Source organism: Variovorax sp. GW821-FHT09B05, assembly GCF_059418265.1.
Genome location: NZ_JBWKPN010000018.1, coordinates 29,711 through 49,913, shown reverse-complemented (window position 1 = coordinate 49,913; position 20,203 = coordinate 29,711). Strand labels below are relative to the sequence as shown.

General features: G+C 67.6%; 22 protein-coding genes and 3 tRNA genes. 16 read left to right on the top strand and 9 right to left on the bottom strand.

The genetic code is table 11. The features are described 5' to 3' along the window. Window positions 1-2 precede the first annotated feature (2 nt). On the bottom strand, window positions 3-557 hold the full coding sequence (locus tag AC07RM_RS33950) for a DUF2975 domain-containing protein (protein WP_495337277.1): 555 nt from the start codon (window positions 555-557) through the stop codon (window positions 3-5). A gap of 99 nt (window positions 558-656) precedes the next feature. Between AC07RM_RS33950 and AC07RM_RS33945 the strand changes: the two genes are divergently transcribed. The 3 genes from AC07RM_RS33945 (at window position 657) to AC07RM_RS33935 (ending at window position 2,256) form a co-directional block, all read left to right on the top strand. After that, entirely contained in the window at window positions 657-1,151 is a 495-nt protein-coding gene (locus tag AC07RM_RS33945) for an aminoacyl-tRNA deacylase (RefSeq protein WP_208507902.1), read from the top strand. Window positions 1,152-1,254: 103 nt separating this feature from the next. Continuing rightward, the gene (plsY, locus tag AC07RM_RS33940; RefSeq protein ID WP_093340229.1) at window positions 1,255-1,893 is read left to right on the top strand and encodes a glycerol-3-phosphate 1-O-acyltransferase PlsY; all 639 of its coding nucleotides are present in this window, start codon (window positions 1,255-1,257) and stop codon (window positions 1,891-1,893) included. Between the two features lie 9 nt (window positions 1,894-1,902). Further along, on the top strand, window positions 1,903-2,256 hold the full coding sequence (locus AC07RM_RS33935) for a RidA family protein (RefSeq protein ID WP_093340227.1): 354 nt from the start codon (window positions 1,903-1,905) through the stop codon (window positions 2,254-2,256). A gap of 15 nt (window positions 2,257-2,271) precedes the next feature. On the opposite strand, the gene AC07RM_RS33930 is transcribed toward AC07RM_RS33935, so the two are convergent. Together AC07RM_RS33930 and AC07RM_RS33925 are read right to left on the bottom strand one after the other, a co-directional pair. Then, entirely contained in the window at window positions 2,272-2,922 is a 651-nt protein-coding gene (locus tag AC07RM_RS33930; protein ID WP_296796907.1) for a retropepsin-like aspartic protease family protein, read from the bottom strand. Window positions 2,923-2,932: 10 nt separating this feature from the next. Then, window positions 2,933-3,418 (bottom strand): YajQ family cyclic di-GMP-binding protein, encoded by a 486-nt coding sequence (locus AC07RM_RS33925; RefSeq protein ID WP_093340224.1) that lies wholly within the window; start codon window positions 3,416-3,418, stop codon window positions 2,933-2,935. A 45-nt stretch (window positions 3,419-3,463) separates the two neighbouring features. Between AC07RM_RS33925 and murB the strand changes: the two genes are divergently transcribed. Both murB and AC07RM_RS33915 read left to right on the top strand, forming a co-directional pair. Continuing rightward, the gene (gene murB, locus AC07RM_RS33920) at window positions 3,464-4,522 is read left to right on the top strand and encodes a UDP-N-acetylmuramate dehydrogenase (RefSeq protein WP_490879214.1); all 1,059 of its coding nucleotides are present in this window, start codon (window positions 3,464-3,466) and stop codon (window positions 4,520-4,522) included. 25 nt (window positions 4,523-4,547) lie between these two features. Next, complete coding sequence (locus AC07RM_RS33915; RefSeq protein ID WP_495337276.1) at window positions 4,548-5,381, top strand: glycine-rich domain-containing protein; 834 nt, start codon at window positions 4,548-4,550, stop codon at window positions 5,379-5,381. 74 nt (window positions 5,382-5,455) lie between these two features. Here the strand turns inward: AC07RM_RS33915 and argG are convergent, their stop codons facing one another. The 4 genes from argG to AC07RM_RS33895 form a co-directional block, all read right to left on the bottom strand. After that, window positions 5,456-6,802, bottom strand: a complete 1,347-nt coding sequence (gene argG / locus AC07RM_RS33910; protein ID WP_093340219.1) for an argininosuccinate synthase — start codon at window positions 6,800-6,802, stop codon at window positions 5,456-5,458. A 20-nt stretch (window positions 6,803-6,822) separates the two neighbouring features. Beyond that, window positions 6,823-7,146, bottom strand: coding sequence for a pyrimidine/purine nucleoside phosphorylase (ppnP, locus tag AC07RM_RS33905; RefSeq protein WP_093340218.1), 324 nt, complete (start codon window positions 7,144-7,146; stop codon window positions 6,823-6,825). A 129-nt stretch (window positions 7,147-7,275) separates the two neighbouring features. Further along, a complete protein-coding gene (locus AC07RM_RS33900; RefSeq protein ID WP_495337275.1) occupies window positions 7,276-7,920 on the bottom strand; it encodes a hypothetical protein in 645 nt (214 codons plus the stop codon). Window positions 7,921-8,053: 133 nt separating this feature from the next. After that, window positions 8,054-8,425, bottom strand: coding sequence for an ArsC family reductase (locus AC07RM_RS33895; protein ID WP_398501165.1), 372 nt, complete (start codon window positions 8,423-8,425; stop codon window positions 8,054-8,056). Window positions 8,426-8,460: 35 nt separating this feature from the next. Here AC07RM_RS33895 and folC point away from each other — a divergent pair, with 35 nt between their 5' ends. The 9 genes from folC (at window position 8,461) to AC07RM_RS33850 (ending at window position 15,877) form a co-directional block, all read left to right on the top strand. After that, window positions 8,461-9,780 (top strand): bifunctional tetrahydrofolate synthase/dihydrofolate synthase, encoded by a 1,320-nt coding sequence (folC, locus tag AC07RM_RS33890; protein ID WP_296778954.1) that lies wholly within the window; start codon window positions 8,461-8,463, stop codon window positions 9,778-9,780. 72 nt (window positions 9,781-9,852) lie between these two features. Continuing rightward, the gene (locus AC07RM_RS33885) at window positions 9,853-10,767 is read left to right on the top strand and encodes an SPOR domain-containing protein (RefSeq protein WP_495337274.1); all 915 of its coding nucleotides are present in this window, start codon (window positions 9,853-9,855) and stop codon (window positions 10,765-10,767) included. Between the two features lie 22 nt (window positions 10,768-10,789). Continuing rightward, a complete protein-coding gene (locus AC07RM_RS33880) occupies window positions 10,790-11,275 on the top strand; it encodes a CvpA family protein (protein WP_495337273.1) in 486 nt (161 codons plus the stop codon). 12 nt (window positions 11,276-11,287) lie between these two features. After that, window positions 11,288-12,787, top strand: a complete 1,500-nt coding sequence (gene purF, locus AC07RM_RS33875) for an amidophosphoribosyltransferase (protein ID WP_208507909.1) — start codon at window positions 11,288-11,290, stop codon at window positions 12,785-12,787. A 44-nt stretch (window positions 12,788-12,831) separates the two neighbouring features. Next, window positions 12,832-14,049: an O-succinylhomoserine sulfhydrylase gene (locus tag AC07RM_RS33870; protein ID WP_082321975.1), complete on the top strand. Its 1,218-nt coding sequence runs from the start codon at window positions 12,832-12,834 to the stop codon at window positions 14,047-14,049. An 11-nt stretch (window positions 14,050-14,060) separates the two neighbouring features. Then, window positions 14,061-15,452 (top strand): glutamate--tRNA ligase, encoded by a 1,392-nt coding sequence (gltX, locus tag AC07RM_RS33865; protein WP_495337272.1) that lies wholly within the window; start codon window positions 14,061-14,063, stop codon window positions 15,450-15,452. A 72-nt stretch (window positions 15,453-15,524) separates the two neighbouring features. Next, window positions 15,525-15,600: transfer RNA gene (locus tag AC07RM_RS33860), tRNA-Ala, on the top strand. A 55-nt stretch (window positions 15,601-15,655) separates the two neighbouring features. Beyond that, window positions 15,656-15,731 (top strand) — tRNA-Glu (locus AC07RM_RS33855). A 69-nt stretch (window positions 15,732-15,800) separates the two neighbouring features. Then, window positions 15,801-15,877, top strand: a tRNA-Asp gene (locus AC07RM_RS33850). A 903-nt stretch (window positions 15,878-16,780) separates the two neighbouring features. On the opposite strand, the gene AC07RM_RS33845 is transcribed toward AC07RM_RS33850, so the two are convergent. Beyond that, window positions 16,781-17,677 (bottom strand): AraC family transcriptional regulator, encoded by an 897-nt coding sequence (locus AC07RM_RS33845; protein ID WP_495337271.1) that lies wholly within the window; start codon window positions 17,675-17,677, stop codon window positions 16,781-16,783. A gap of 99 nt (window positions 17,678-17,776) precedes the next feature. Between AC07RM_RS33845 and AC07RM_RS33840 the strand changes: the two genes are divergently transcribed. Beyond that, a complete protein-coding gene (locus tag AC07RM_RS33840; protein ID WP_495337270.1) occupies window positions 17,777-18,538 on the top strand; it encodes an SDR family oxidoreductase in 762 nt (253 codons plus the stop codon). 116 nt (window positions 18,539-18,654) lie between these two features. Next, window positions 18,655-19,239, top strand: coding sequence for a BPSL1445 family SYLF domain-containing lipoprotein (locus tag AC07RM_RS33835; protein ID WP_495337269.1), 585 nt, complete (start codon window positions 18,655-18,657; stop codon window positions 19,237-19,239). Window positions 19,240-19,261: 22 nt separating this feature from the next. Here the strand turns inward: AC07RM_RS33835 and AC07RM_RS33830 are convergent, their stop codons facing one another. Next, on the bottom strand, window positions 19,262-20,098 hold the full coding sequence (locus tag AC07RM_RS33830) for a plasmid replication/partition related protein (protein ID WP_495337268.1): 837 nt from the start codon (window positions 20,096-20,098) through the stop codon (window positions 19,262-19,264). Between the last annotated feature and the right edge of the window lie 105 nt (window positions 20,099-20,203).

The following is a 20,203-nucleotide window of genomic DNA, read 5'->3' as shown; positions in this document are numbered from 1 at the left end:
GCTCAGACGAAGCCCGCGTTGTCGTCGGCCAGGCGCCGTGCCTCGACCATGACGCGCGCGATCGCCACCAGCACCGCGCCGAACAGGATGTGCAGGCCGTCGAACCACGAGAAGCTCAGCGCCAGGAAGCGCTGGCCCGGCGGATTGCCCAGGCTCTGCGCCACGGTCATGAGGCCGCGCGCGAGCGGCAGCAGCAGCGACAGCAGCAGCACGGCCCAGGCGAAGCGCATCAGCGCGTCTTGCGCGGCGGCACCGAACACGCGGCCGTGGCGGTACTCGCCGAACAGCCGCCAGATCTGCCGCAGCGCGTACAGGCCGCCGCCCACGGGCAGCAGGCTGACCAGCGCGGTGCGCCAGCGCGCGGCCTCGTCGGGCGGCGGGCCGGGCAGGCCGAGGAAGCTCGCGGCGCCGAGGAAGCCGGTCCATTCCCAGCGGTGGGCCAGCAGCAGGAGCAGCGGCTGCACGACGAGCAGCACCGCGCCCGCGAGGGCCAGCGCTTGGACGACGCGGGCATGCCGCGCGAGATGGAGCGAGGGCGGGGCTGGCGTATGCTGCATGGCGCACCCATGTTGGTTGTGAATCGATAAGAGTTTATCGTAAAACAATAAGTTTTTTGCTGAAACGCTCCTGAAGGGGTGCTGTCCTTACCGTTTGCCATGGCCAAGAAGAACGCCCACGTCTCCGAGACGCCCGCCACCCAATTGCTGCGCGCCCACCAGGTCGCGTTCACCGAGCACCCCTACGAATACATGGAGCACGGCGGCGCCCAGCGCGGCGCCGAGATGCTGGGGCTCGATCCGTTCATGGTGATCAAGACGCTGGTGATGCAGGACCAGGACGCCAAGCCGCTGGTGGTGCTGATGCATGGCAACCGCACCGTGTCGACCAAGAACCTCGCGCGCCAGATCGGCGCCAAGTCGGTCGAGCCCTGCAAGCCCGAGGTGGCGCAGCGCCACAGCGGCTACATGGTGGGCGGCACCTCGCCCTTCGGCACCAAGCGCGAGATGCCGGTGTACGTGGAGGCGACGGTGCTCGCGCTGCCGCGCATCGTGCTCAACGGCGGGCGGCGCGGCTACCTGATCGGCATCGACCCGCAGGTGTGCGTGCAGCTGCTGGGCGCGACGCCGGTGGAGTGCGCGCTGGCAGAATAGCCGGCTCCTGCGATTCGATCGCCGGCGCTGCGCGTCCCGCCCGGGGCGCATCGGCGCGGCGATGCGTCCCCCGAAGAACAACACCGATCCGCGGAGACCCGCCTTGACCTTTCACCTGCCTACCCTGATCGCCATCGTGGCGTCGTACCTGCTCGGCTCGCTGTCCTTCGCCGTCATCGTGAGCAGGGCGCTCGGCATGGCCGACCCGCGCAGCTACGGCAGCAAGAACCCCGGCGCGACCAACGTGCTGCGCTCGGGCAACAAGGGCGCGGCGCTGGCCACGCTGCTGCTCGACGCGATCAAGGGCTGGGTGCCGGTGTTCGTGATCCGTCATTGGGGCGCGCAATGGGGCCTGGACGACGGCGTGGCCGCGGTGGCCGGCGTGGCCGCCTTCCTCGGCCACCTGTACCCGGTGTTCTTCGGCTTCCAGGGCGGCAAGGGCGTGGCGACGGCCGCCGGCGTGCTGGTCGGCATCGCGCCCTGGCTCGGGCTCGCGACCGGCGCCACCTGGCTGATCATCGCGGTGTTCTTTCGCTACTCGTCGCTCTCTTCGCTGGTCGCCGCCTTCTTCGCGCCGGCCTACTACCTGATCGGCGGCGGCATCGCGTGGCCATTGAGCCGCACGGCGCTGGTCGCCATCATCGTCATGAGCCTGCTGCTGATCTGGCGGCATCGCGAGAACATCCGCCGGCTCGCCGCCGGCACCGAGTCCAAACTGGGCTCCAAAAAGAAAAAGGACTGAAGGATCACCATGGGCACCATCACCCGCTTCCACGTCGGACCGCGTCTTTCCGAGACCGCGGTGCACAACGGCACCATCTACCTCGCGGGCCAGGTGCCCGACGACACCACGCAGGACATCCGCGGCCAGACCCAGCAGGTGCTGGCCATGGTCGACCGGCTGCTGGCCGAGGCCGGGAGCGACAAGTCGCGCATCCTCATGACGCAGATCTTCCTGGCCGACATCGCCGACATCACGGCGATGAACGAGGTCTGGGACGCCTGGATCCCGGCCGGCAACACGCCGCCGCGCGCGACGGTGCAGGCCAAGATGGCCAATGCCGGCTACAAGATCGAGATCGTGGTGACCGCGGCGCAGGCCTGATCGGGCCGCGCTTTCTCAATAGCGCTTCTCGAGCACCATCTGGTCGGCGTCGCGCCGCATCGAGAAGCGGTTGATGAAGCTGTTGCCCAGCAGCACGAAGGGCATGGACTGCGGCGAGACGATGGCCTCGAGGTCGTAGACCTCGACGTCGCCCACGCGCACCGAGCGCAGCCGCAGCAGATAGCCGGGCGCCACGCCGTTGGCGGTGTTGACCTGCACTGGCCGGCCCTTGCTGTAGTCGAGGCCGATGCGCTGCGCGTCGGCGACCGACATCGCGACCGTGGTGGCGCCGGTGTCGAGCATGAAGGTGACCGGGCGATCGTTGATCAGGCCCTGGGTCATGAAATGGCCGCGGCTGTCGGCCGGCAGCACGATGCGGTTGCCGCTGCCGCCCGAAGGGCCGCTGCCGCCGATGCTCACGGGCGTGTCCATGCGCAGCGTGACGCGCTTGCCCTCGGACTCGACCACCGCCTGCTCGGACTGCAGCGAGACCAGCTTCACGCCCTGGAAGCTTTCGCCCACCGCCACCGTCTTGGGCGCGCTGCCGTTGACGATCAGGATCGCGCGGCTGCCGATGGTGCCGGTCAGCATGACCGAGTCGGCCGCCTGGGCCGACGGCGCCGCCACCGCGGCCAGAACGAGCGCGGCGACGGCGAATGCCTTCATGGACCGGGGCTCAGTCGCGGAAGTTGTTGAAGGACAGCGGGGTATCCGGCACGTCCTTCTTGATCAGCGCCATGGCGGCCTGCAGGTCGTCGCGCTTGGCGCCGGTGACGCGCACCGCGTCGCCCTGGATCGCGGCCTGCACCTTGATCTTGCTGTCCTTGATCAGGCGCTGGATCTTCTTGGCGATGTCGCCCTCGATGCCGTTCTTGATCTTGATGACCTGCTTGACCTTGTCGCCGCCGATCTTCTGCACGTCGCCCTTGTCGAGGAAACGCACGTCGACGCTGCGCTTGGTGAGCTTGCTGCGCAGGATGTCCTCGACCTGCACGAGCTGGAACTCGGCATCGCCGGTCATGGTGATTTCCTTGTCCTTGAGCTCGACGGCAGCCGCGGTGCCCTTGAAGTCGAAACGGGTGGCGATTTCCTTGGCGGTGTTCTCGACGGCGTTCTTGACCTCGGGCAGATTGGGTTCGCAGACGGTGTCGAAAGACGGCATGGGCTCTCCTCAGATGTCACGGTAGCTGGATGCGACAATTCTCCCATGATCGTGGAGCACAACGTCCCGCTGCAGCCGTACAACAGCTTCGGCATCGTCGCGCGCGCGCAGCACCTGGTGCGCATCGCGAGCGAGGCCGACCTGGCCGCGCTGCATGCCGACACCGAATGGCGCGACGCGCCGCGTTTCGTGCTGGGCGGCGGCAGCAATATCGTGTTGACCGGCGACGTGAAGCCGCTGGTCCTGAAGGTGGAGATCCAGGGCCGCCGGCTGGTCGAGGAGACCCCGCGCGCCTGGATCGTGGAGGCCGGCGCCGGCGAGGTCTGGCACGACACCGTGCAGTGGACCCTGGCGCAGGGCTACCCGGGGCTCGAGAACCTCGCGATGATCCCGGGCACGGTGGGCGGCTCGCCGGTGCAGAACATCGGCGCCTATGGCGTCGAGCTGCAGGACCGCTTCGATTCGCTCGATGCCTTCGATCTGGAAACCGGCCGCAGCTTCACGCTCGACGCGGCGCAATGCGCCTTCGGCTACCGCGACTCGGTGTTCAAGCACGTGCGCGGCGCGGGTGGCGCCAACGACTTCGGCCTCGCGGGCCGCGCGCTGATCACGCGCGTGCGCTTCCGGCTGCCCAAGCCCTGGAAGGCGGTGGCGGGCTACCTCGACCTGGAACGCAGGATGGAGGAAACCGGCAACTTCACGCCCGATGCGAACGACATCTTCGACTGGATCTGCGCCATCCGCCGCGCCAAGCTGCCCGACTGGCGGGTGCTGGGCAACGCGGGCAGCTTCTTCAAGAACCCAACGGTCACGCCCGAGCAGTGCGCCGACATCATCGCGCGCGAGCCGAAGATCGTGCACTACCCGATGGACGACGGTAGCATCAAGCTCGCGGCCGGCTGGCTGATCGACGCCTGCGGCTGGAAGGGCAAGTCGGTGGGCAATGCCGGCGTCTACGAGAAGCAGGCGCTGGTGCTGGTCAACCGCGGCGGCAACGAGAACCCGGTGACGGGCGGCGAGGTGATGACGCTGGCCAAGGCGATCCAGACCAGCGTGTACGAGCGTTTCGGCATCCGGCTGGAGCCCGAGCCGGTGGTGGTCTGACCCGGCATCGTCCCGGCCTGGCCGCATGGATCTCGACTTCCTGCACCTGAACTACCGCCGGCGCATTTCCGCGCTGGTGTGGCTGCGGCGGCTCGTGATCCTGGCGGCGATCGCCGCGCTGGTGTTCTCGCGCGGGCGCTGGTGGAGCGTGGCGCTGGGATTCATCGGCATCGGCCTGCTGGTGGCGGTGATGGGCTGGTTCGAGACCAGCCTGCGCCGCCAGTTCATCCGCGAGGCGCGGCTGCCGCCCTTCCTGGTCCACAAGCTGATCGCGGCCCATCCGCAACTGAGCCGGCGCGACGCCGAGCTGGTGCTGCGCGGCCTGCGGCAGTTCTTCATGGCCCACCTGCGCAGCGGGCGCAAGTTCGTCGGCATGCCCTCGAAGGTGGCCGACACCGCCTGGCACGAGTTCATCCTCCATACCCAGGGCTACCAGCACTGGTGCCAGGCGGCCTTCGGTGGCCTGCTGCACCACACGCCGGCCGAGGTGCTGGGGCGCGACCCCAAGCGCAACGACGGACTGCGCCGCAGCTGGTACTGGGCCTGCAAGGAGGAGAGCATCGATCCGCGCAAGCCGGCGCGGCTGCCGCTGCTGTTCGCGCTCGACGTCAAGTTCGGCATCGAGGGCGGCTTCAACTACGTGCCCGACTGCCGCGACATCGACCGGCAGGCCGGCTCCGATGCCCACTGCGGCACGAGCTTCGGCGAAGGCGGCTCGTCGAGCGGTGGCTGTGGCGGCGACGCGGGCGGCTTCGGCGGCAGCGAATCGAGCGGCGGCGATGGCGGCGGCGGGGATTCGGGCGGTGGCGATGGCGGCGGTTGCGGTGGGGGTTGCGGGGGCGGAGGCGGCGGGGACTGAGCGCCCCGTAACGGTGGCACCAAAGAAAAAAAAGCAGGCGCGAGGCCTGCTTTTTCGTTGCGGCTTGGAAAGGCTTACTCGCCCTTGCCGCTGTCGTCGTTCGTGAGCTTCGGCAGCGCCGCGCCCTGGCTCGAGGCCAGCAGGCCGGTCTTGGTGTAGATGCCGAGCTTCTCGCGCGTGTCGACGATGTCGAGGTTGCGCATCGTCAGCTGGCCGATGCGGTCCAGCGGCGTGAATGCGCCCTCGACCTTCTCCATGCTCAGGCGTTCGGGCTTGTAGGTGAGGTTCGGCGACTCGGTGTTGAGGATCGAGTAGTCGTTGCCGCGGCGCAGCTCGACCGTGACCTCGCCGGTGATCGCGCGCGCCACCCAGCGCTGGGCGGTTTCGCGCAGCATGATGGCCTGCGGGTCGAACCAGCGGCCCTGGTAGAGCAGGCGGCCCAGGCGGCGGCCGTGGTCGCGGTACTGCTCGATGGTGTCCTCGTTGTGGATGCCGGTCACCAGTCGCTCGTAGGCGATGAACAGCAGCGCGAGGCCGGGGGCCTCGTAGATGCCGCGGCTCTTGGCCTCGATGATGCGGTTCTCGATCTGGTCGCTCATGCCCAGGCCGTGGCGCCCGCCGATGCGGTTGGCCTCGAGGATCAGCTCGACCAGGTTGGGGTAGCTCACGCCGTTGAGCGCGACCGGCACGCCTTCCTCGAAGCGCACCGAGACGGTTTCGCGCTTGACCTCGACCTCGTCCTTCCAGAAGGCCACGCCCATGATCGGCTGCACGATCTGGATGCCGCTGTTCAGGTGCTCGAGGTCCTTGGCCTCGTGCGTGGCGCCGAGCATGTTGGAGTCGGTCGAGTAGGCCTTCTCGGCCGACATCTTGTAGGCGAAGCCGGCCTGCTGCATGAAGGCCGACATTTCGGCGCGGCCGCCGAGCTCGTCGATGAAGACCTGGTCGAGCCAGGGCTTGTAGATCTTCAGGCTCGGGTTGGTCAGCAGGCCGTAACGGTAGAAGCGCTCGATGTCGTTGCCCTTGTAGGTGCTGCCGTCGCCCCAGATGTGGACGTCGTCCTCCTTCATGGCCGACACCAGCATCGTGCCGGTGACCGCGCGGCCCAGCGGCGTGGTGTTGAAGTAGGTGACGCCGGCCGTCGTGACGTGGAAGGCGCCGGCCTGCAGCGCGGCCAGGCCTTCGTTGGCGAGCTGCGCGCGGCAGTCGATCAGGCGCGCGTTCTCGGCGCCGTAGAGCATCGCCTTGCGCGGGATCTCGTCGTAGTCGGGCTCGTCGGGCTGGCCGAGGTTGGCGGTGTAGGCGTAGGGGATCGCGCCCTTGTTGCGCATCCAGTGCAGCGCCGCGCTGGTATCGAGGCCGCCCGAGAAGGCGATGCCGACCTTCTGGCCGGCGGGAACGTTTTGGAGGATGGTCGACATGCTGGGAGGCTCCGTGCGGTTCAGCCGAAGTGGCAGATGTAGCTGTAGGGCTCGCCGCTCACGCGGATCTGGAAGCTGGAGTTGCCCGGAACGTCGAACTTCTGGCCGGGGCCGGAGGCGATCCACTCTGTGGTGCCCGCGAGCTGGTATTCGCAGCTGCCGGCGGTGCCTTCCATGATCTCGGGAGCGCCGGTGTTGAAGGTCAGGGTGGACGGCAGGATCACGCCGACCGATTTCTTCGTGCCGTCGGCCAGCGTGAGGCTGTGGCTCACGCACTTGCCGTCGAAGTAGACATTGGCCTTGGTGGCCACAGCGGCGCTGTTCAGGGTGTCGGTAATCGTCATGGAATGGCGCCGGCGCCGGGGGCGTTCGGCTGGTCGAGGACGGCACCGCGCAGGCGGCGCACCCCTCAGGGGTTGGAGAAGTCCTCGATTTTAGGGGCTTGGCCGGCGGCGCCTGGCCGGCCGGCCGCCTCAGCGGTGCCAGCCGTGGTAGCCGCCGCCGCGCCAGCCGCCGTAGCCGCCGCGGTAACCGCCGTAGCCCCGGTAGCCGCCGCCCCAGCCGCGCGAGTAGCCGAGGTTCAGCGAGATGCCGACCGGCGGATAGACGTAGGGCTGCGGATAGGCATAGGCCGGCTGCACGTAGACCGGCGCCGGATAGACCGCGGCCGGGTAGGCGGGCTGGGCATAGACCGGGGCCGGCTGCGTGCCCGACACCACCACGCCCGGCTCGGGCACGACGTCGTCCCAGGGCGAGCCCGTGGCGTACTGCTGGCCTTGCTGCTGCGGCGGTTGCTGCGCATAGCCGCGGTTGTCGGTTTCGACCGGGTAGGGCGTGAGCTGGTTCTGCGGCGTCACCGGCGCGGTGGTCACGCCATAGGCATTGGCCTCGACGGGGATGGTGGCGCCCGGCTGGTAGTCGGTGCGCGTGGTGTAGCGGCGGCCGTTGTACTCGTAGGTGACGTTGTAGCTGGTGCCGGTGCTGTCGCGCACCGGCGTGGCCGAGAGCACGCGCGCCTGCACGGTCTGGCCCGACTGGGCATGGACCATGCCCGCGCTGGCGGCGAGGACGCCGGCCAGCGAGAGGCCGAGGACGGTACGGATGGTCTGGGTATTCATGTTGGAGACTCCTGCGGATCGGACGCGGTGCGCTGCGAGGGGAGCCCAGCTGCGCCCGGTCCGGGTTCGACGCCGGCCCGCCAGGCGGGTTCCGGCATTTACACGGCGTTCACAGCACGGTTTTCACAGTCGCTTACAGCGTCTTGGCCCATTGTTCGGCGTCGAAACCCGCGGTGATGTCGGCTTGGCGCGCCTTTTGGTGCCAGTCCACCACCGGCCGCTTGATCAGGCTGGGATTGGCGAGCAGCACGGCGCGCGCCGAGGCGGCGTCGACCACCGATTCGCGCGTGGCGTCGTCGAGCTTGCGCCAAGTGGTGCCGCGGCGGTTGACCAGCGTTTCCCAGCCCAGCGCGGCCAGCCAGCGGTCGAGCTCGGCCTCGGGCACGCCCTGTTTCTTGAAATCGTGGAAGCCGTAGGCGATGTCGTGGTCATCGAGCCAGGCGCGGGCGCGCTTGACGGTGTCGCAGTTCGGAATGCCGTACAGAGTGGTCGAAGGGGTTGTCATGGCGCCGATGATGCGCGAGCGGCGGGTGGGCGACAATCCCGGCCTCCATGGAAACCCTGAACGACTGGCTCGAGCGCGCCGAGCGACTGCATCCCAAGAACATCGAGCTCGGACTCGAGCGCGCGCGCGAGATGGCCCAGCGCATGGCGCTGCGCTTCGGCTGCCCCGTGATCACGGTGGCCGGCACCAACGGCAAGGGCTCGACCTGCGCCATGCTGGAGTCGATCCTGATGCACGCCGGCTATCGCACGGCGGTCTTCACCTCGCCCCACCTGGTGCATTTCGAGGAGCGGCTGCGCCTGTCGGGCCAATCCGTCGATGCTTCCAAACTGATAGCAAACTTCGAAGCCGTGGAAAAGGCCAGGGGCGACATGCCGCTGACCTATTTCGAGTTCACGACGCTCGGCATCCTGCGCTGCATGATCGAGGAGAAGCCCGATGTGGCGATCCTCGAGGTCGGCCTCGGCGGCCGGCTCGACGCGGTCAACATCATCGATGCCGACTGCTCGGTGATCACCAGCATCGACCTCGACCACATGGAGTTCCTCGGCCCCGACCGCGAGAGCATCGGCTTCGAGAAGGCCGGCATCCTGCGCGCCGGCAAGCCGGCCATCGTGAGCGACCCGATGCCGCCGCAGAGCGTGATCGACCATGCCGAGGCCATCGGCGCCGACCTCTGGCGCTTCGGACGCGACTTCAACGTGTCGGGCGACAAGCAGCAATGGGGCTGGAGCGGCCGCGGCCGGCGCTACAGCGGGCTGGCCTATCCGGCGCTGCGCGGCGCCAACCAACTGGTCAACGCGGCCGGCGTGCTGGCGGCGCTCGAGTCGCTGCGCCAGCAGCTGCCGGTGACGGCGCAGGCGATCCGCAGCGGCCTCGCGATGGTCGAGTTGCCGGGGCGCTTCCAGATCGTGCCGGGCCAGCCGGTGCTGGTGCTCGACGTGGCGCACAACGCGCACGCGGTGGCCGCGCTGGCCGAGAACCTCGACGCGATGGGCTTCTACCCGACCACCCATGCCGTGTTCGGCGTGATGGCGGACAAGGACCTGGCGCCGATCCTCGCGCGCATCGGGCCGCTGATCGACCGCTGGTACTTCACCGACCTGCCGACCGCGCGCGCCGCCAAGGCGGCCGACCTGCTGGCGACATGGCAGGCGCAGAACACGCGCAAGGACGCCGCCGGCGAGGTCTTCGCCGACCCCATGCAGGCGCTCCAGGCGGCCATCGAGCGCGCGGACCCCGCTGATAGAATCGTGGTCTTCGGATCGTTCTTCACCGTGGGCGGCGTGCTCGAGCATGGCACCCCCCGGCTGCAAGCCAAACACCTGTCCTCAACCTTGTCGCCCGGCGGCTGATTCGCAGGTCGATCGCGCCGGATTCCGCAGCTTCCCGCATCACTCGCAGCACTCCTTCAGGGACCGAACTTCATGGCGTTTTTCAAGTTCCGCGCGCGCGGCCCACAAGGCAACGAAGGACGCAGCGCACCGGCTGCGGTGCCGGCGGAAAGTGTCGAATCCATGCGCCGTCGCGCCCGCCACCGCCTGCTGGGCGCCGCGGTGCTGGTGCTGCTGGGCGTGATCGGTTTCCCGCTGCTGTTCGACACCCAGCCGCGCCCGGTGTCGGTCGACATCCCGATCGAGATTCCCGACCGCAACAAGGTCAAGCCGCTGCCGGTGCCCCAGGCACCCGCGCCGGCCGCCACCAGCGGCAGCGACAACGGCGACACCCGCGTGGCCGCCGCGACGCCGTCGCGTCCCCCGGCCGCATCGAGCGGCGGCATCATCACCGAGACCGCCGACGGCACCGAGATCGATGCCTCGGGCCGGCCGGTCAACAGCGCGCAGGCGCCGGCTCCCGCGCCGGCCAAGCCGGCCGAACCCAAGCCCGAGCCGAAACCGGAGCCCAAGCCGGAACACAAGCCCGAAGCCAAGCCCGAGCCCAAGCCGAAGCCCGAACCCAAGCCCGAACCCAAGCCCGAGGCCAAGCCGGAACCGAAGCCCGCGCCCAAGCCCGCCGCGGTCGACGACGGCGCGCGTGCCCGCGCGCTGCTCGAAGGCAAGCCGATCGCCGCCGCGCCCGCCACGCCCAAGCCCGCCGCCGCGTCCGACGACAACGGCCGCTTCGTGGTGCAGGTCGGTGCCTTCGCCGATGCCGACAAGGCCCGCGAGGTGCGGCAGAAGCTCGAGAAGGCCGGCCTCAAGACCTATGTGAACGTGGCGAAGACGGCCGACGGCGAACGCACGCGTGTGCGTGTCGGTCCCTTCGGCTCGCGCGCCGAGGCCGACAAGGCCGCCGAGCGGGTGAAGGCCTTGTCTTTGTCGGCCGCGATCCTCACCTTGTAATTCGCCACCGCCTGTAGTCGCCGTGGCCTTGCTCGACTGGATCGCCGTCGCACTCATCGTGGTGTCGATGCTGTTCGGCCTCGTGCGCGGGCTGGTGTTCGAAGTGATTTCGCTGATCGGCTGGGTGGTGGCGTTCGTGGTGGCGCAGTGGTTCGCGTCCGATGTGGCGGCCTGGTTGCCGGCCGGCGATCCGCAGGCGTCCTGGCGTTATCCGCTGGCCTTCGTGCTGCTGTTCGTGGCGGTCGCGTTCGGCGTGGGCCTGATGGCCTCGCTGACGCGCAAGCTGATCGCCGCCGTGGGATTGCGTCCGGTCGACCGGATCCTGGGCGGTGCCTTCGGCGCGGCCCGGGGCGCGGTGGCGCTGCTGGTGTTGGCAGTGGTTGTTCATTTGCTGGCGTTGAGCGACAGTGCCTGGTGGCACGAATCGCGCAGCGCCGTTGTTCTCGACGTGGCATTGCAGAGCCTGAAGCCTGCATTGCCCGAAAAATTGGCAAGCTACCTGCCCTGAGAGGATCGCTTCATGTGTGGAATCGTCGGCGTTGTCAGCAACGCACCCGTCAACCAGCTGCTCTATGACGCGCTGCTGCTGCTGCAGCACCGCGGCCAGGATGCCGCCGGCATCGTCACGCTGCAGGAACGCAAGTTCTTCATGCACAAGGCCAAGGGCATGGTGCGCGACGTGTTCCGCACCCGCAACATGCGCGCGCTGCCCGGCAGCGTGGGCCTGGGCCAGGTGCGCTATCCGACCGCCGGCAACGCCTACAGCGAGGAAGAGGCGCAGCCCTTCTACGTCAACGCGCCCTTCGGCATCGTGCTGGTGCACAACGGCAACCTGACGAACGCCCATGCGCTGCGCGCCGAGCTGTTCTCGACCGACCACCGCCACACCAACACCGACAGCGACTCCGAGGTGCTGCTCAACGTGCTCGCCAACGAGCTCGAGCAGTCCTCGCACGGCGTGCCGCTGAACCCGGCCGAGGTCTTCGCCGCGGTGCGCAGCATGCACAAGCGCCTGCGCGGCTCGTACGCGGTGGTGTCGCTGATCGCGGGCCACGGCCTGCTGGCCTTCCGCGATCCCTACGGCATCCGCCCGCTGTGCATCGGCCGCAGCGCCGACGGCACCGTGATGGTGGCCAGCGAATCGGTGGCGCTCGAGGGTTCTGGCCATACCTTCGAACGCAACGTGCTGCCGGGCGAGGCGGTGTTCGTCGACATGCAGGGCCAGCTCCATTCGATGCAGTGCGCCGAGGCGCCCACGCTCAATCCCTGCATCTTCGAGTTCGTGTATCTCGCGCGTCCCGACTCGGTGCTCGACGGCATCTCGGTCTACCAGGCGCGCCTGAACCTCGGCGAGACGCTGGCCAAGCGCGTGGTCTCGACCGTGCCGCCGAACCAGATCGACGTGATCATCCCGATCCCCGAATCGAGCCGCCCGAGCGCGACGCAACTCGCGCACCTGCTGGGCATTCCGTACCGCGAGGGCTTCGTCAAGAACCGCTACGTGGGCCGCACCTTCATCATGCCGGGCCAGGGTGTGCGCAAGAAGTCGGTGCGCCAGAAGCTCAACGTGATCGCGAGCGAGTTCAAGGGCCGCAACGTGCTGCTGGTCGACGACTCGATCGTGCGCGGCACCACCAGCCGCGAGATCGTGCAGATGGCGCGCGACGCCGGCGCGCGCAAGGTCTACCTCGCGAGCGCCGCGCCGCCGGTGCGCTACCCCAACGTCTACGGCATCGACATGCCGACCAAGGACGAGCTGGTGGCGCACGACCGCACCGTGGAAGAGATCCGCGAGCTCATCGGCTGCGACGCGCTGATCTACCAGGACGTCGACGCGATGAAGCGCGCCATCGGCTCGCTCAACGGCAAGCTCGACGGCTTCGATGCCTCGTGCTTCGATGGCGTCTACGTCACCGGCGACATCGACACCGAAGCCATCTCGCGCATGAACGGCAACCGCCCGCGCATCGAGGAGACCGAAGAGGATTCCTCGCGCCTCGCGCTGCCCAACCTGAGCTGATCTTCTTCCGACATTCCTCGTTGGCCTCGCGCCCGAAAGTTTCCGTGACCGATCGACCCCTGCCTCCCGGCCTGCACCGCGACACGCTGGCCCTGCGCACCGCGCTCGAACGCAGCGTGCATGGCGAGCACTCCGAAGCGCTCTACCTCACCAGCGGCTTCGTGCAGCCCGACGCCGAGACCTCGGCCCGCCGCTTCGCCGGCACCGAGGAAGGCTTCACCTACGCGCGCACCTCGAACCCCACCGTCAGCAGCTTCGAGCGCCGGCTCGCCGCGATGGAAGGCACCGAGGCCGCGATCGCCGCCTCCAGCGGCATGGGTGCGATCCTCATGATGTGCATGGGCCTGCTCAAGGCCGGCGACCACGTCGTGTGCTCGCGCTCGATGTTCGGCTCGACCATCAACCTGATCGGGCGCGAGTTCGGCAAGTTCGGCGTCGAGACCACCTTCGTCTCGCAGACCGACGTGGCCGAGTGGCGCGCCGCGGTGCGCCCCACCACCAGGCTGCTGTTCGCCGAGACGCCGACCAATCCGCTGACCGAGGTCTGCGACATCCGCGCGCTGGCCGACGTGGCGCACGAGGCGGGTGCGCTGCTCGCGGTCGACAACTGCTTCTGCTCGCCCGCGCTGCAGCGGCCCGCCGAGCTCGGCGCCGACCTGATCATCCATTCGGGCACCAAGCACCTCGACGGCCAGGGCCGCGTGATGGCGGGCGCGATCTGCGGTCCCTCGAAGCTGATCGTCGACGTGTTCGGCCCGGTGGTGCGCACCGCGGGCATGGTGCTGTCGCCGTTCAATGCCTGGGTCGTGCTCAAGGGTCTCGAGACGCTCAACGTGCGCATGCAGGCGCACTGCGCGAACGCGCTGGCCGTTGCGCAATGGCTCGAGGCCCAGCCGGGCATCGAGCGCGTGTACTACCCGGGGCTCGCCTCGCATCCGCAGCATGAACTGGCGATGCGCCAGCAGGCCGGGCAGGGCGGGGCGGTCGTGTCCTTCATCGTGAAGGGCGGCGATCCCGAGACCGCGCGCGCCAACGCCTTCCACGTCATCAACAGCACCGAGGTCGTGAGCATCGCCACCAACCTCGGCGACGTGAAGACCATCATCTCGCACCCGGCCACCACCTCGCACGGACGGCTGTCCGAAGCGCAGCGCCAGGCGGCCGGCATCGGCCAGGGCCTGATCCGCCTCGCGGTCGGCCTCGAGCACGTCGACGACATCAAGGCCGACCTGTCGCGCGGCCTTTCCACCCTGAATTTCTGAATCCCGCCTCCATGACCGGCAAAGTCCGCACCCGCATCGCTCCGTCTCCCACCGGCTTCCTGCACCTGGGCACCGCGCGCACCGCGCTCTATTCGTGGGCCTATGCGCGCCACCACGGCGGCGAGTTCGTGCTGCGCATCGAGGACACCGACGTCGCGCGCTCCACGCAGGATTCGACCGACCAGATCCTCGCGTCGATGCACTGGCTCGGCCTCGACTACGACGAAGGCCCGATCTACCAGATGCAGCGCCTCGAGCGCTACCGCGCCGTGATCGCGCAGATGCTCGAAGCCGGCACGGCCTACCACTGCTACGCCACGCCCGCCGAGCTCGACGAGATGCGCGAAGCGCAGAAGGCGCGCGGCGAGAAGACCCTGTACGACCGCCGCTGGCGTCCCGAGCCCGGCAAGGTGCTGCCGCCCGTGCCCGAGGGCGTGCCGCCGGTGGTGCGCTTCTGCAACCCGCCCGAAGGTGACGTGACCTGGAACGACCTCGTCAAGGGCGAGATCACCATCAACAACCGCGAGATCGACGACCTCATCATCCTGCGGCCCGACGGTGTGCCCACCTACAACTTCGCCGTGGTGGTCGACGACTGGGACATGAACATCACGCACGTGTTCCGCGGCGACGAGCACATCAACAACACGCCGTGGCAGATCAACATCTTCCACGCGCTCGGCGCGCCGCTGCCGCAGTTCGGCCATGTGCCCGTGATCCTCGGCGACGACGGCCAGAAGCTCTCGAAGCGCCGCGGCGCCGTGAGCGTGACCGCCTACGAGGACAACGGCTACCTGCCCGAGGCGATGCTCAACTACCTCGCGCGCCTCGGCTGGAGCCACGGCGACGACGAACTGTTCACGCGCGAGCAGATGGTGAGCTGGTTCGATGGTTCGCACCTGTCGAAGAGCCCCGCGCAATGGGACGCGGCCAAGCTCGCGTGGGTCAACGCGCAGTACATCAAGGCCAAGCCCGATGACGCGCTCGTGCCGCTGGTGGCCGCGCAACTGAAGAAGCGTGGCATCGAGGCCGACGATCGGCTCGCCGCCATCTGCGCGCTGTTCAAGGACCGCTGCGAGACCACGGTCGCGCTGGCCGATTGGGCCGCGGCCTTCTATGCCGACGTCCACGCAAGCGACGCGGATCGTGCGCAACACATCACCGATGCGGTGAAGCCTGCGGTGGCCACGCTTGCGGATAAACTCTCCACCCTTCCGACGTGGGACAAGGCGACGATCGCCGCGGCCATCAAGGAAACCCTGGCTGCGCATTCGCTCAAGATGCCTGCTCTGGCGATGCCGGTGCGTGTTCTCGTGATGGGAACCCCACAGACGCCATCGCTCGATGCGGTCCTCGCGATTTTTTCTAAAGAAAAAATCATCGAGCGTTTGAAAGTGGCCTAAAAACCGGTCTATAATTTGAGGCTCGACACCGACACAAGGTGATTCTGAAAAGAAGCACTGGAATGTCAAAGAGGGGGTATAGCTCAGCTGGGAGAGCGCTTGCATGGCATGCAAGAGGTCATCGGTTCGATCCCGTTTACCTCCACCATCAAAAGTGTCGAGAAGAGAAGAAGTGCTGATCGCAGCACGGTTCCTAAGGTTTTGACCCTATCGTCTAGAGGCCTAGGACACCACCCTTTCACGGTGGCTACCGGGGTTCGAATCCCCGTAGGGTCGCCAGTTTCATGCAAGTGAAGCAGGCACGAGTCGTCAACACTCGGCTCCGCAAGGAGTGAACGTTGTCTACCAGGAGTGGTAGTTCAGTTGGTTAGAATACCGGCCTGTCACGCCGGGGGTCGCGGGTTCGAGTCCCGTCCACTCCGCCACATAAAGCAACGGGCTACGCGAGCAATCGCGTAGCCCGTTTGTCTTTTTGGGGATCCGAGCCGAACCCTCCATGGATTTGGTTGGCATCGTCGACCTGGCACCGGCGGGAGTGGAGCGGCTCTTGTCGAGCTGGGGCGCTTCGCTGACGTCGCCCACATTGCCGGCACCACCTGCGAGCGAGTCGGTGACGCGCTGACGGTGCGGTAGCCGCTGTCTTCGATCGCGACTCGTCCTCACCCGGGCTTGGGGCGGCGGTAGGAGTTCTTGAGCGATCGGGACGCGAACTCGACTTTGGCTCGAGTGACGTCGTCCTCGGCGTGCAACTGCAGCTTCTTGCAGTTCGCGCATTGGTACAGCCGCAGCCAAGGGAGAAGTCGCATCCATGGTCGGCGCTCTACGCGGTAGAGATGGTCGACGGTGCAATCACAGGCCTGAAAAACGGACATAGCCAAACAATTAGTGCGAAAGTTGCACTCATTATTTGCTTGTAATCGTGACAAATTTCACCGTTTTCCGTGGGGGGTTGTGAGGTGACCCACAGCTAGCTCAAGGTTCGTGGGGGCTCCAGGAACGCGGGCCAATTGGCGGGCTCCGTTGCTCGGGGCTGCAGCAGCGGCGCCACGTTCTCGCAACGCCCAGGGCTCAGTTACTCTCGCCACAACTTAGCGACGCCCCCAAACGAACAAAGCCCGCACAAGGCGGGCTTTGAAAATATGGTCGTGAACTCTTACGCGGTCCACGCTACGGCAAAGATTCCTTTGCGGAAGTCATTGTTGTTTTTCTCGTCGTAGTGACTTCGACGCGCTGGTGTGAGATTCAGCTTGCCTGGCCAGGCAACGCTCGGGCGTTCCGAGCGAAGGCGCATTGTAGCAGGCCCGTGCATGCGATCCCGCGAGCGAGGATCACGCACGTCGTGCGTAGCGTCCCGGCGGTAGCCCCACATGCCTGCTGAATGCGGTGCTGAAGGTGCTCGCCGAGCTGTAGCCCACGCGTTCGGCGACCTCGGCGATCGCGACGTCGTGATGCTTGAGCAGGTTCTTCGCAAGCGCCATGCGCCAGGCCAGCAGATATTCCATCGGCGGCAGGCCGACCGCGCGCGTGAAGCGATCGAAAAAAGCCGAGCGCGACAGTGCGGCCTTCTGCGCGAGCTGGGTCACGGTCCACGGCCGCGCGGGATCCGCGTGCAGTTGGCGCAACGCGAGCGCGAGCCGCGCGTCGGTCAGTCCGCGAAGCAGGCCAGGGGGCGCATCCTCGCTTGAGGACGAACGCAGCGCCTCGACGAGCAACACTTCCACCAGGCGCGTAAGCACGAGCTCGCGCCCGGAGCGCTCCTCGCTCGACTCCTCGCCGACCAGCCGCACCAGCACCGAGAGCCGCTCGACGCCGCGCACGTGCACCAGCGTCGGCAGCAGCGAGACCAGCAAGGCCGCGTCGGGCGAATCGAACACGAAATAGCCGCCGAGCAGGCGCACGTCGGGCGGACCATCGCGCCTGCCATGGCGCACCTCGCCTTCGGGAGCGGGCGCGAGCTTGGGATCGATGTGAACGGGCGCGGCCGCTTCGAAGCTCGACAGTGTGAAGCCCGGCGTTGCCGGCATGAGCACGAAGTCGCCCGCGTCGAGGACGATGGCTTCCTCGCCCTCGACCGCGAGGCGGCAACTCCCGCTGATCACCGCGCAGAAGCTGGGCTGGCCGAAATCTGAATAGCGGACCGCCCATCGGCCGGCGCCGCTGATGCCTTTCGAGAACACGGCGCGCGGATTGAGCAACGCGATGACCTCTGAGAGCGGATCGTTCATGGCTGGACGTTCGCAAATGAATCCTGGACTTTTCATTGTAGATGGTCCGGTTTTCTCTGGATATCGTTCGCTCCCATGTCAACCACTCGGCAAGCACCCATGAAAACCGTCCTCATCACCGGCTGTTCGTCCGGCTACGGCCTCGAGACCGCACGCCATTTCCTGTCGCAGGGCTGGCGCGTGATCGCCACCATGCGCACGCCGCGCGAAGACCTGCTGCCGCGCGACGAGGGGCTGCGCATCGTGGCCCTCGACGTCACGAACCCGCAGAGCGTCGCCGCCGCACTCGAGGCGAGCGGACCCATCGACGTGCTCGTCAACAACGCAGGCATCGGACTGCTCGGTGCCTTCGAGGCGACGCCGATGAGCACCACGCGCGAAGTCTTCGAGACCAACACCTTCGGCGTGATGGCGATGACGCAGGCGGTGCTGCCGCAGTTCCGCGCGCGCCGCGCCGGCGTTGTGGTGAACGTGACCTCGAGCGCCACGCTGGCACCGATGCCGCTGGTCGCTATCTACACGGCCAGCAAGACGGCCATCGAGGGATTCACCGGTTCGCTGGCGCACGAGCTCGCAGCCTTCGACGTGCGCGTGAAGCTGGTGCAGCCCGGCTATGCGCCGAGCACGAACTTCACGAGCAATGGCCAGTCGCGCATGGAGGGCTTGATCCCGCCGGCCTATGGGGCCTATGCGCAGCAGGTCTTCGCGTCTTTCGCGGGCATCTCGGCAGTGACCACGGCATCCGACGTGGCCGAGACCGTGTGGCGTGCCGCGAACGACGAGTCGGGGCAACTGCGCTTTCCGGCAGGCGCCGACGCGGTGGCGCTGGCCCGTTCGAGCGCGCCTTCTGCATCGGCTTGAGTTGGCGTAGGCGGTCTTCCACAGCGCGCGATGGGGCGATGTGCGCGCCGTAGCATGGCCAGGCCCGCATCGTCGCGGGCGCGGTTTGCGTCATGTTTTCAGCAAAGGAGTTCGCCATGCCCATCTCTTCGCTTCGTGCGGTGGCCGTCGTCTGTGCAGTGGCTGCGAGCAGCATCGCCTTCGTCGGTTGCACGACCACGCGTCCCGACAACCAGGCCAGCAGCGCGTCCTCGCGTGCATCGATCGACGCGCAGGTCGATGCCTCGCTGTCCAAGCTCTACGACTCGGTGCGCGGTTCGCGCGAGCTCGTTGCCAAGTCGAGCGGCGTGCTGGTGTTCCCGGCGGTGGTCGGCGCGAGCATGGGCGTGGGTGCGGAATACGGCCGCGGCGCATTGCGCGTGAACGGCCGCACGCAGTCCTACTACAGCACGACCTCGGGGTCGATCGGCTTCCAGGCGGGCGCGCAGTCGAAGGCCGTGATCTACCTGTTCACCACGCAGGCCGCGCTCGACAAGTTCCGCAGCAGCAAGGGATGGACGGCCGGTGCCGATGCCACGGTGGCCGTCGCGACCATCGGCGCCAATGGCAGCATCGACACCAACACGATCCGCCAGCCCGTGGTGGGCTTCGTGCTGACGAACGTGGGGCTCGAGGCCGGCGTCTCGGTGCAGGGCGCGAAGGTGACCGAGATCGCGCTCTGACGCGAAGCCGGCCGCCGCGCGCTCAGGCGGCGGCCAATTGCAGCTGCAGCGTGGCGATCTGTTCGCGCAGCGCCTTGTTCTCGGTTTCGAGCGCCGCCACGCGCTGCTTCAGCGCCTGAACCTGCTCGGAATCGGGCGCCTCGAAAGGCGATTCATTGTCGGACGAGGTTTCGGCTTCGTCCTCGCGCGGCTTGCGCTTCGCTTCGCGCGCACGCTTGGCCGCGAGCTTCAGTTCGTCCTTGCCCGCATTCGCGGCAGCCACCTGCTCCTCGGCGGGCAGGCTCGCCACGGCAGCGGCGGCGTTGATCGAGATGGTGCCCGACTTCACCGCGGCCACCACTTCGGGCGCGGCCTGCTTCTGGATCTTCTCGATCATCTGCACCTGGGTGCTGCTGATGCGCGCGGCCTTGGCGATGGCCTCGCGGCTGTTGAGCGGCGCGGGCGGCGGCACGCTTGCATCGTCGCTGCTCGCGGCCGAGCTCGTGGGCGCATCGGCATCCGCGGTGGCGGACGACGCATTCGCCGTGCGCGCGCGACGCTCCGTCACGATGTCCTTCTTGCGCAGCGCGAGCACGCCGCGCACGAAGTCCGAGATGCTGCGCCGGCCCAGGTGCTGGTCGATCATCCACAGGTGCACGTCCTCGATCGACTGGAAGCGCGTGTTCTGCACGGTCTGGAATGGCAGGCCGTGCTTCTGGCAGATCGCATAGCGGTTGTGGCCGTCGACGAGAACGTCCCCCCACAGCACCAGCGCATCGCGGCAGCCTTCGGTAAGGATGCTGCGCTCGAGGGCTTCGTGCTCCTCGGGCGTGAGGGGATCGATATAGGCTTTGAGTTCTTCGTTGACGACGATGTTCATGGAGGCGCGATCGGACTGAGGGGCGGAATTCTAGAGGGCCGCCGATGTCGCGCGGTTGGCAACGAGAGTCGCCTCCATGCAATGACGCAACGCGTCGAATCATCG

Coding starts and splice junctions, on each gene's coding strand:
- AC07RM_RS33950 (WP_495337277.1), bottom strand. CDS start 557: ATGCAGCATACGCCAGCCCCGCCCTCGCTCCATCTCGCGCGGCATGCC.
- AC07RM_RS33945 (WP_208507902.1), top strand. CDS start 657: ATGGCCAAGAAGAACGCCCACGTCTCCGAGACGCCCGCCACCCAATTG.
- AC07RM_RS33935 (WP_093340227.1), top strand. CDS start 1,903: ATGGGCACCATCACCCGCTTCCACGTCGGACCGCGTCTTTCCGAGACC.
- AC07RM_RS33930 (WP_296796907.1), bottom strand. CDS start 2,922: ATGAAGGCATTCGCCGTCGCCGCGCTCGTTCTGGCCGCGGTGGCGGCG.
- AC07RM_RS33925 (WP_093340224.1), bottom strand. CDS start 3,418: ATGCCGTCTTTCGACACCGTCTGCGAACCCAATCTGCCCGAGGTCAAG.
- murB (WP_490879214.1), top strand. CDS start 3,464: ATGATCGTGGAGCACAACGTCCCGCTGCAGCCGTACAACAGCTTCGGC.
- AC07RM_RS33915 (WP_495337276.1), top strand. CDS start 4,548: ATGGATCTCGACTTCCTGCACCTGAACTACCGCCGGCGCATTTCCGCG.
- argG (WP_093340219.1), bottom strand. CDS start 6,802: ATGTCGACCATCCTCCAAAACGTTCCCGCCGGCCAGAAGGTCGGCATC.
- ppnP (WP_093340218.1), bottom strand. CDS start 7,146: ATGACGATTACCGACACCCTGAACAGCGCCGCTGTGGCCACCAAGGCC.
- AC07RM_RS33900 (WP_495337275.1), bottom strand. CDS start 7,920: ATGAATACCCAGACCATCCGTACCGTCCTCGGCCTCTCGCTGGCCGGC.
- AC07RM_RS33895 (WP_398501165.1), bottom strand. CDS start 8,425: ATGACAACCCCTTCGACCACTCTGTACGGCATTCCGAACTGCGACACC.
- AC07RM_RS33885 (WP_495337274.1), top strand. CDS start 9,853: ATGGCGTTTTTCAAGTTCCGCGCGCGCGGCCCACAAGGCAACGAAGGA.
- purF (WP_208507909.1), top strand. CDS start 11,288: ATGTGTGGAATCGTCGGCGTTGTCAGCAACGCACCCGTCAACCAGCTG.
- gltX (WP_495337272.1), top strand. CDS start 14,061: ATGACCGGCAAAGTCCGCACCCGCATCGCTCCGTCTCCCACCGGCTTC.
- AC07RM_RS33845 (WP_495337271.1), bottom strand. CDS start 17,677: ATGAACGATCCGCTCTCAGAGGTCATCGCGTTGCTCAATCCGCGCGCC.
- AC07RM_RS33840 (WP_495337270.1), top strand. CDS start 17,777: ATGAAAACCGTCCTCATCACCGGCTGTTCGTCCGGCTACGGCCTCGAG.
- AC07RM_RS33835 (WP_495337269.1), top strand. CDS start 18,655: ATGCCCATCTCTTCGCTTCGTGCGGTGGCCGTCGTCTGTGCAGTGGCT.
- AC07RM_RS33830 (WP_495337268.1), bottom strand. CDS start 20,098: ATGAACATCGTCGTCAACGAAGAACTCAAAGCCTATATCGATCCCCTC.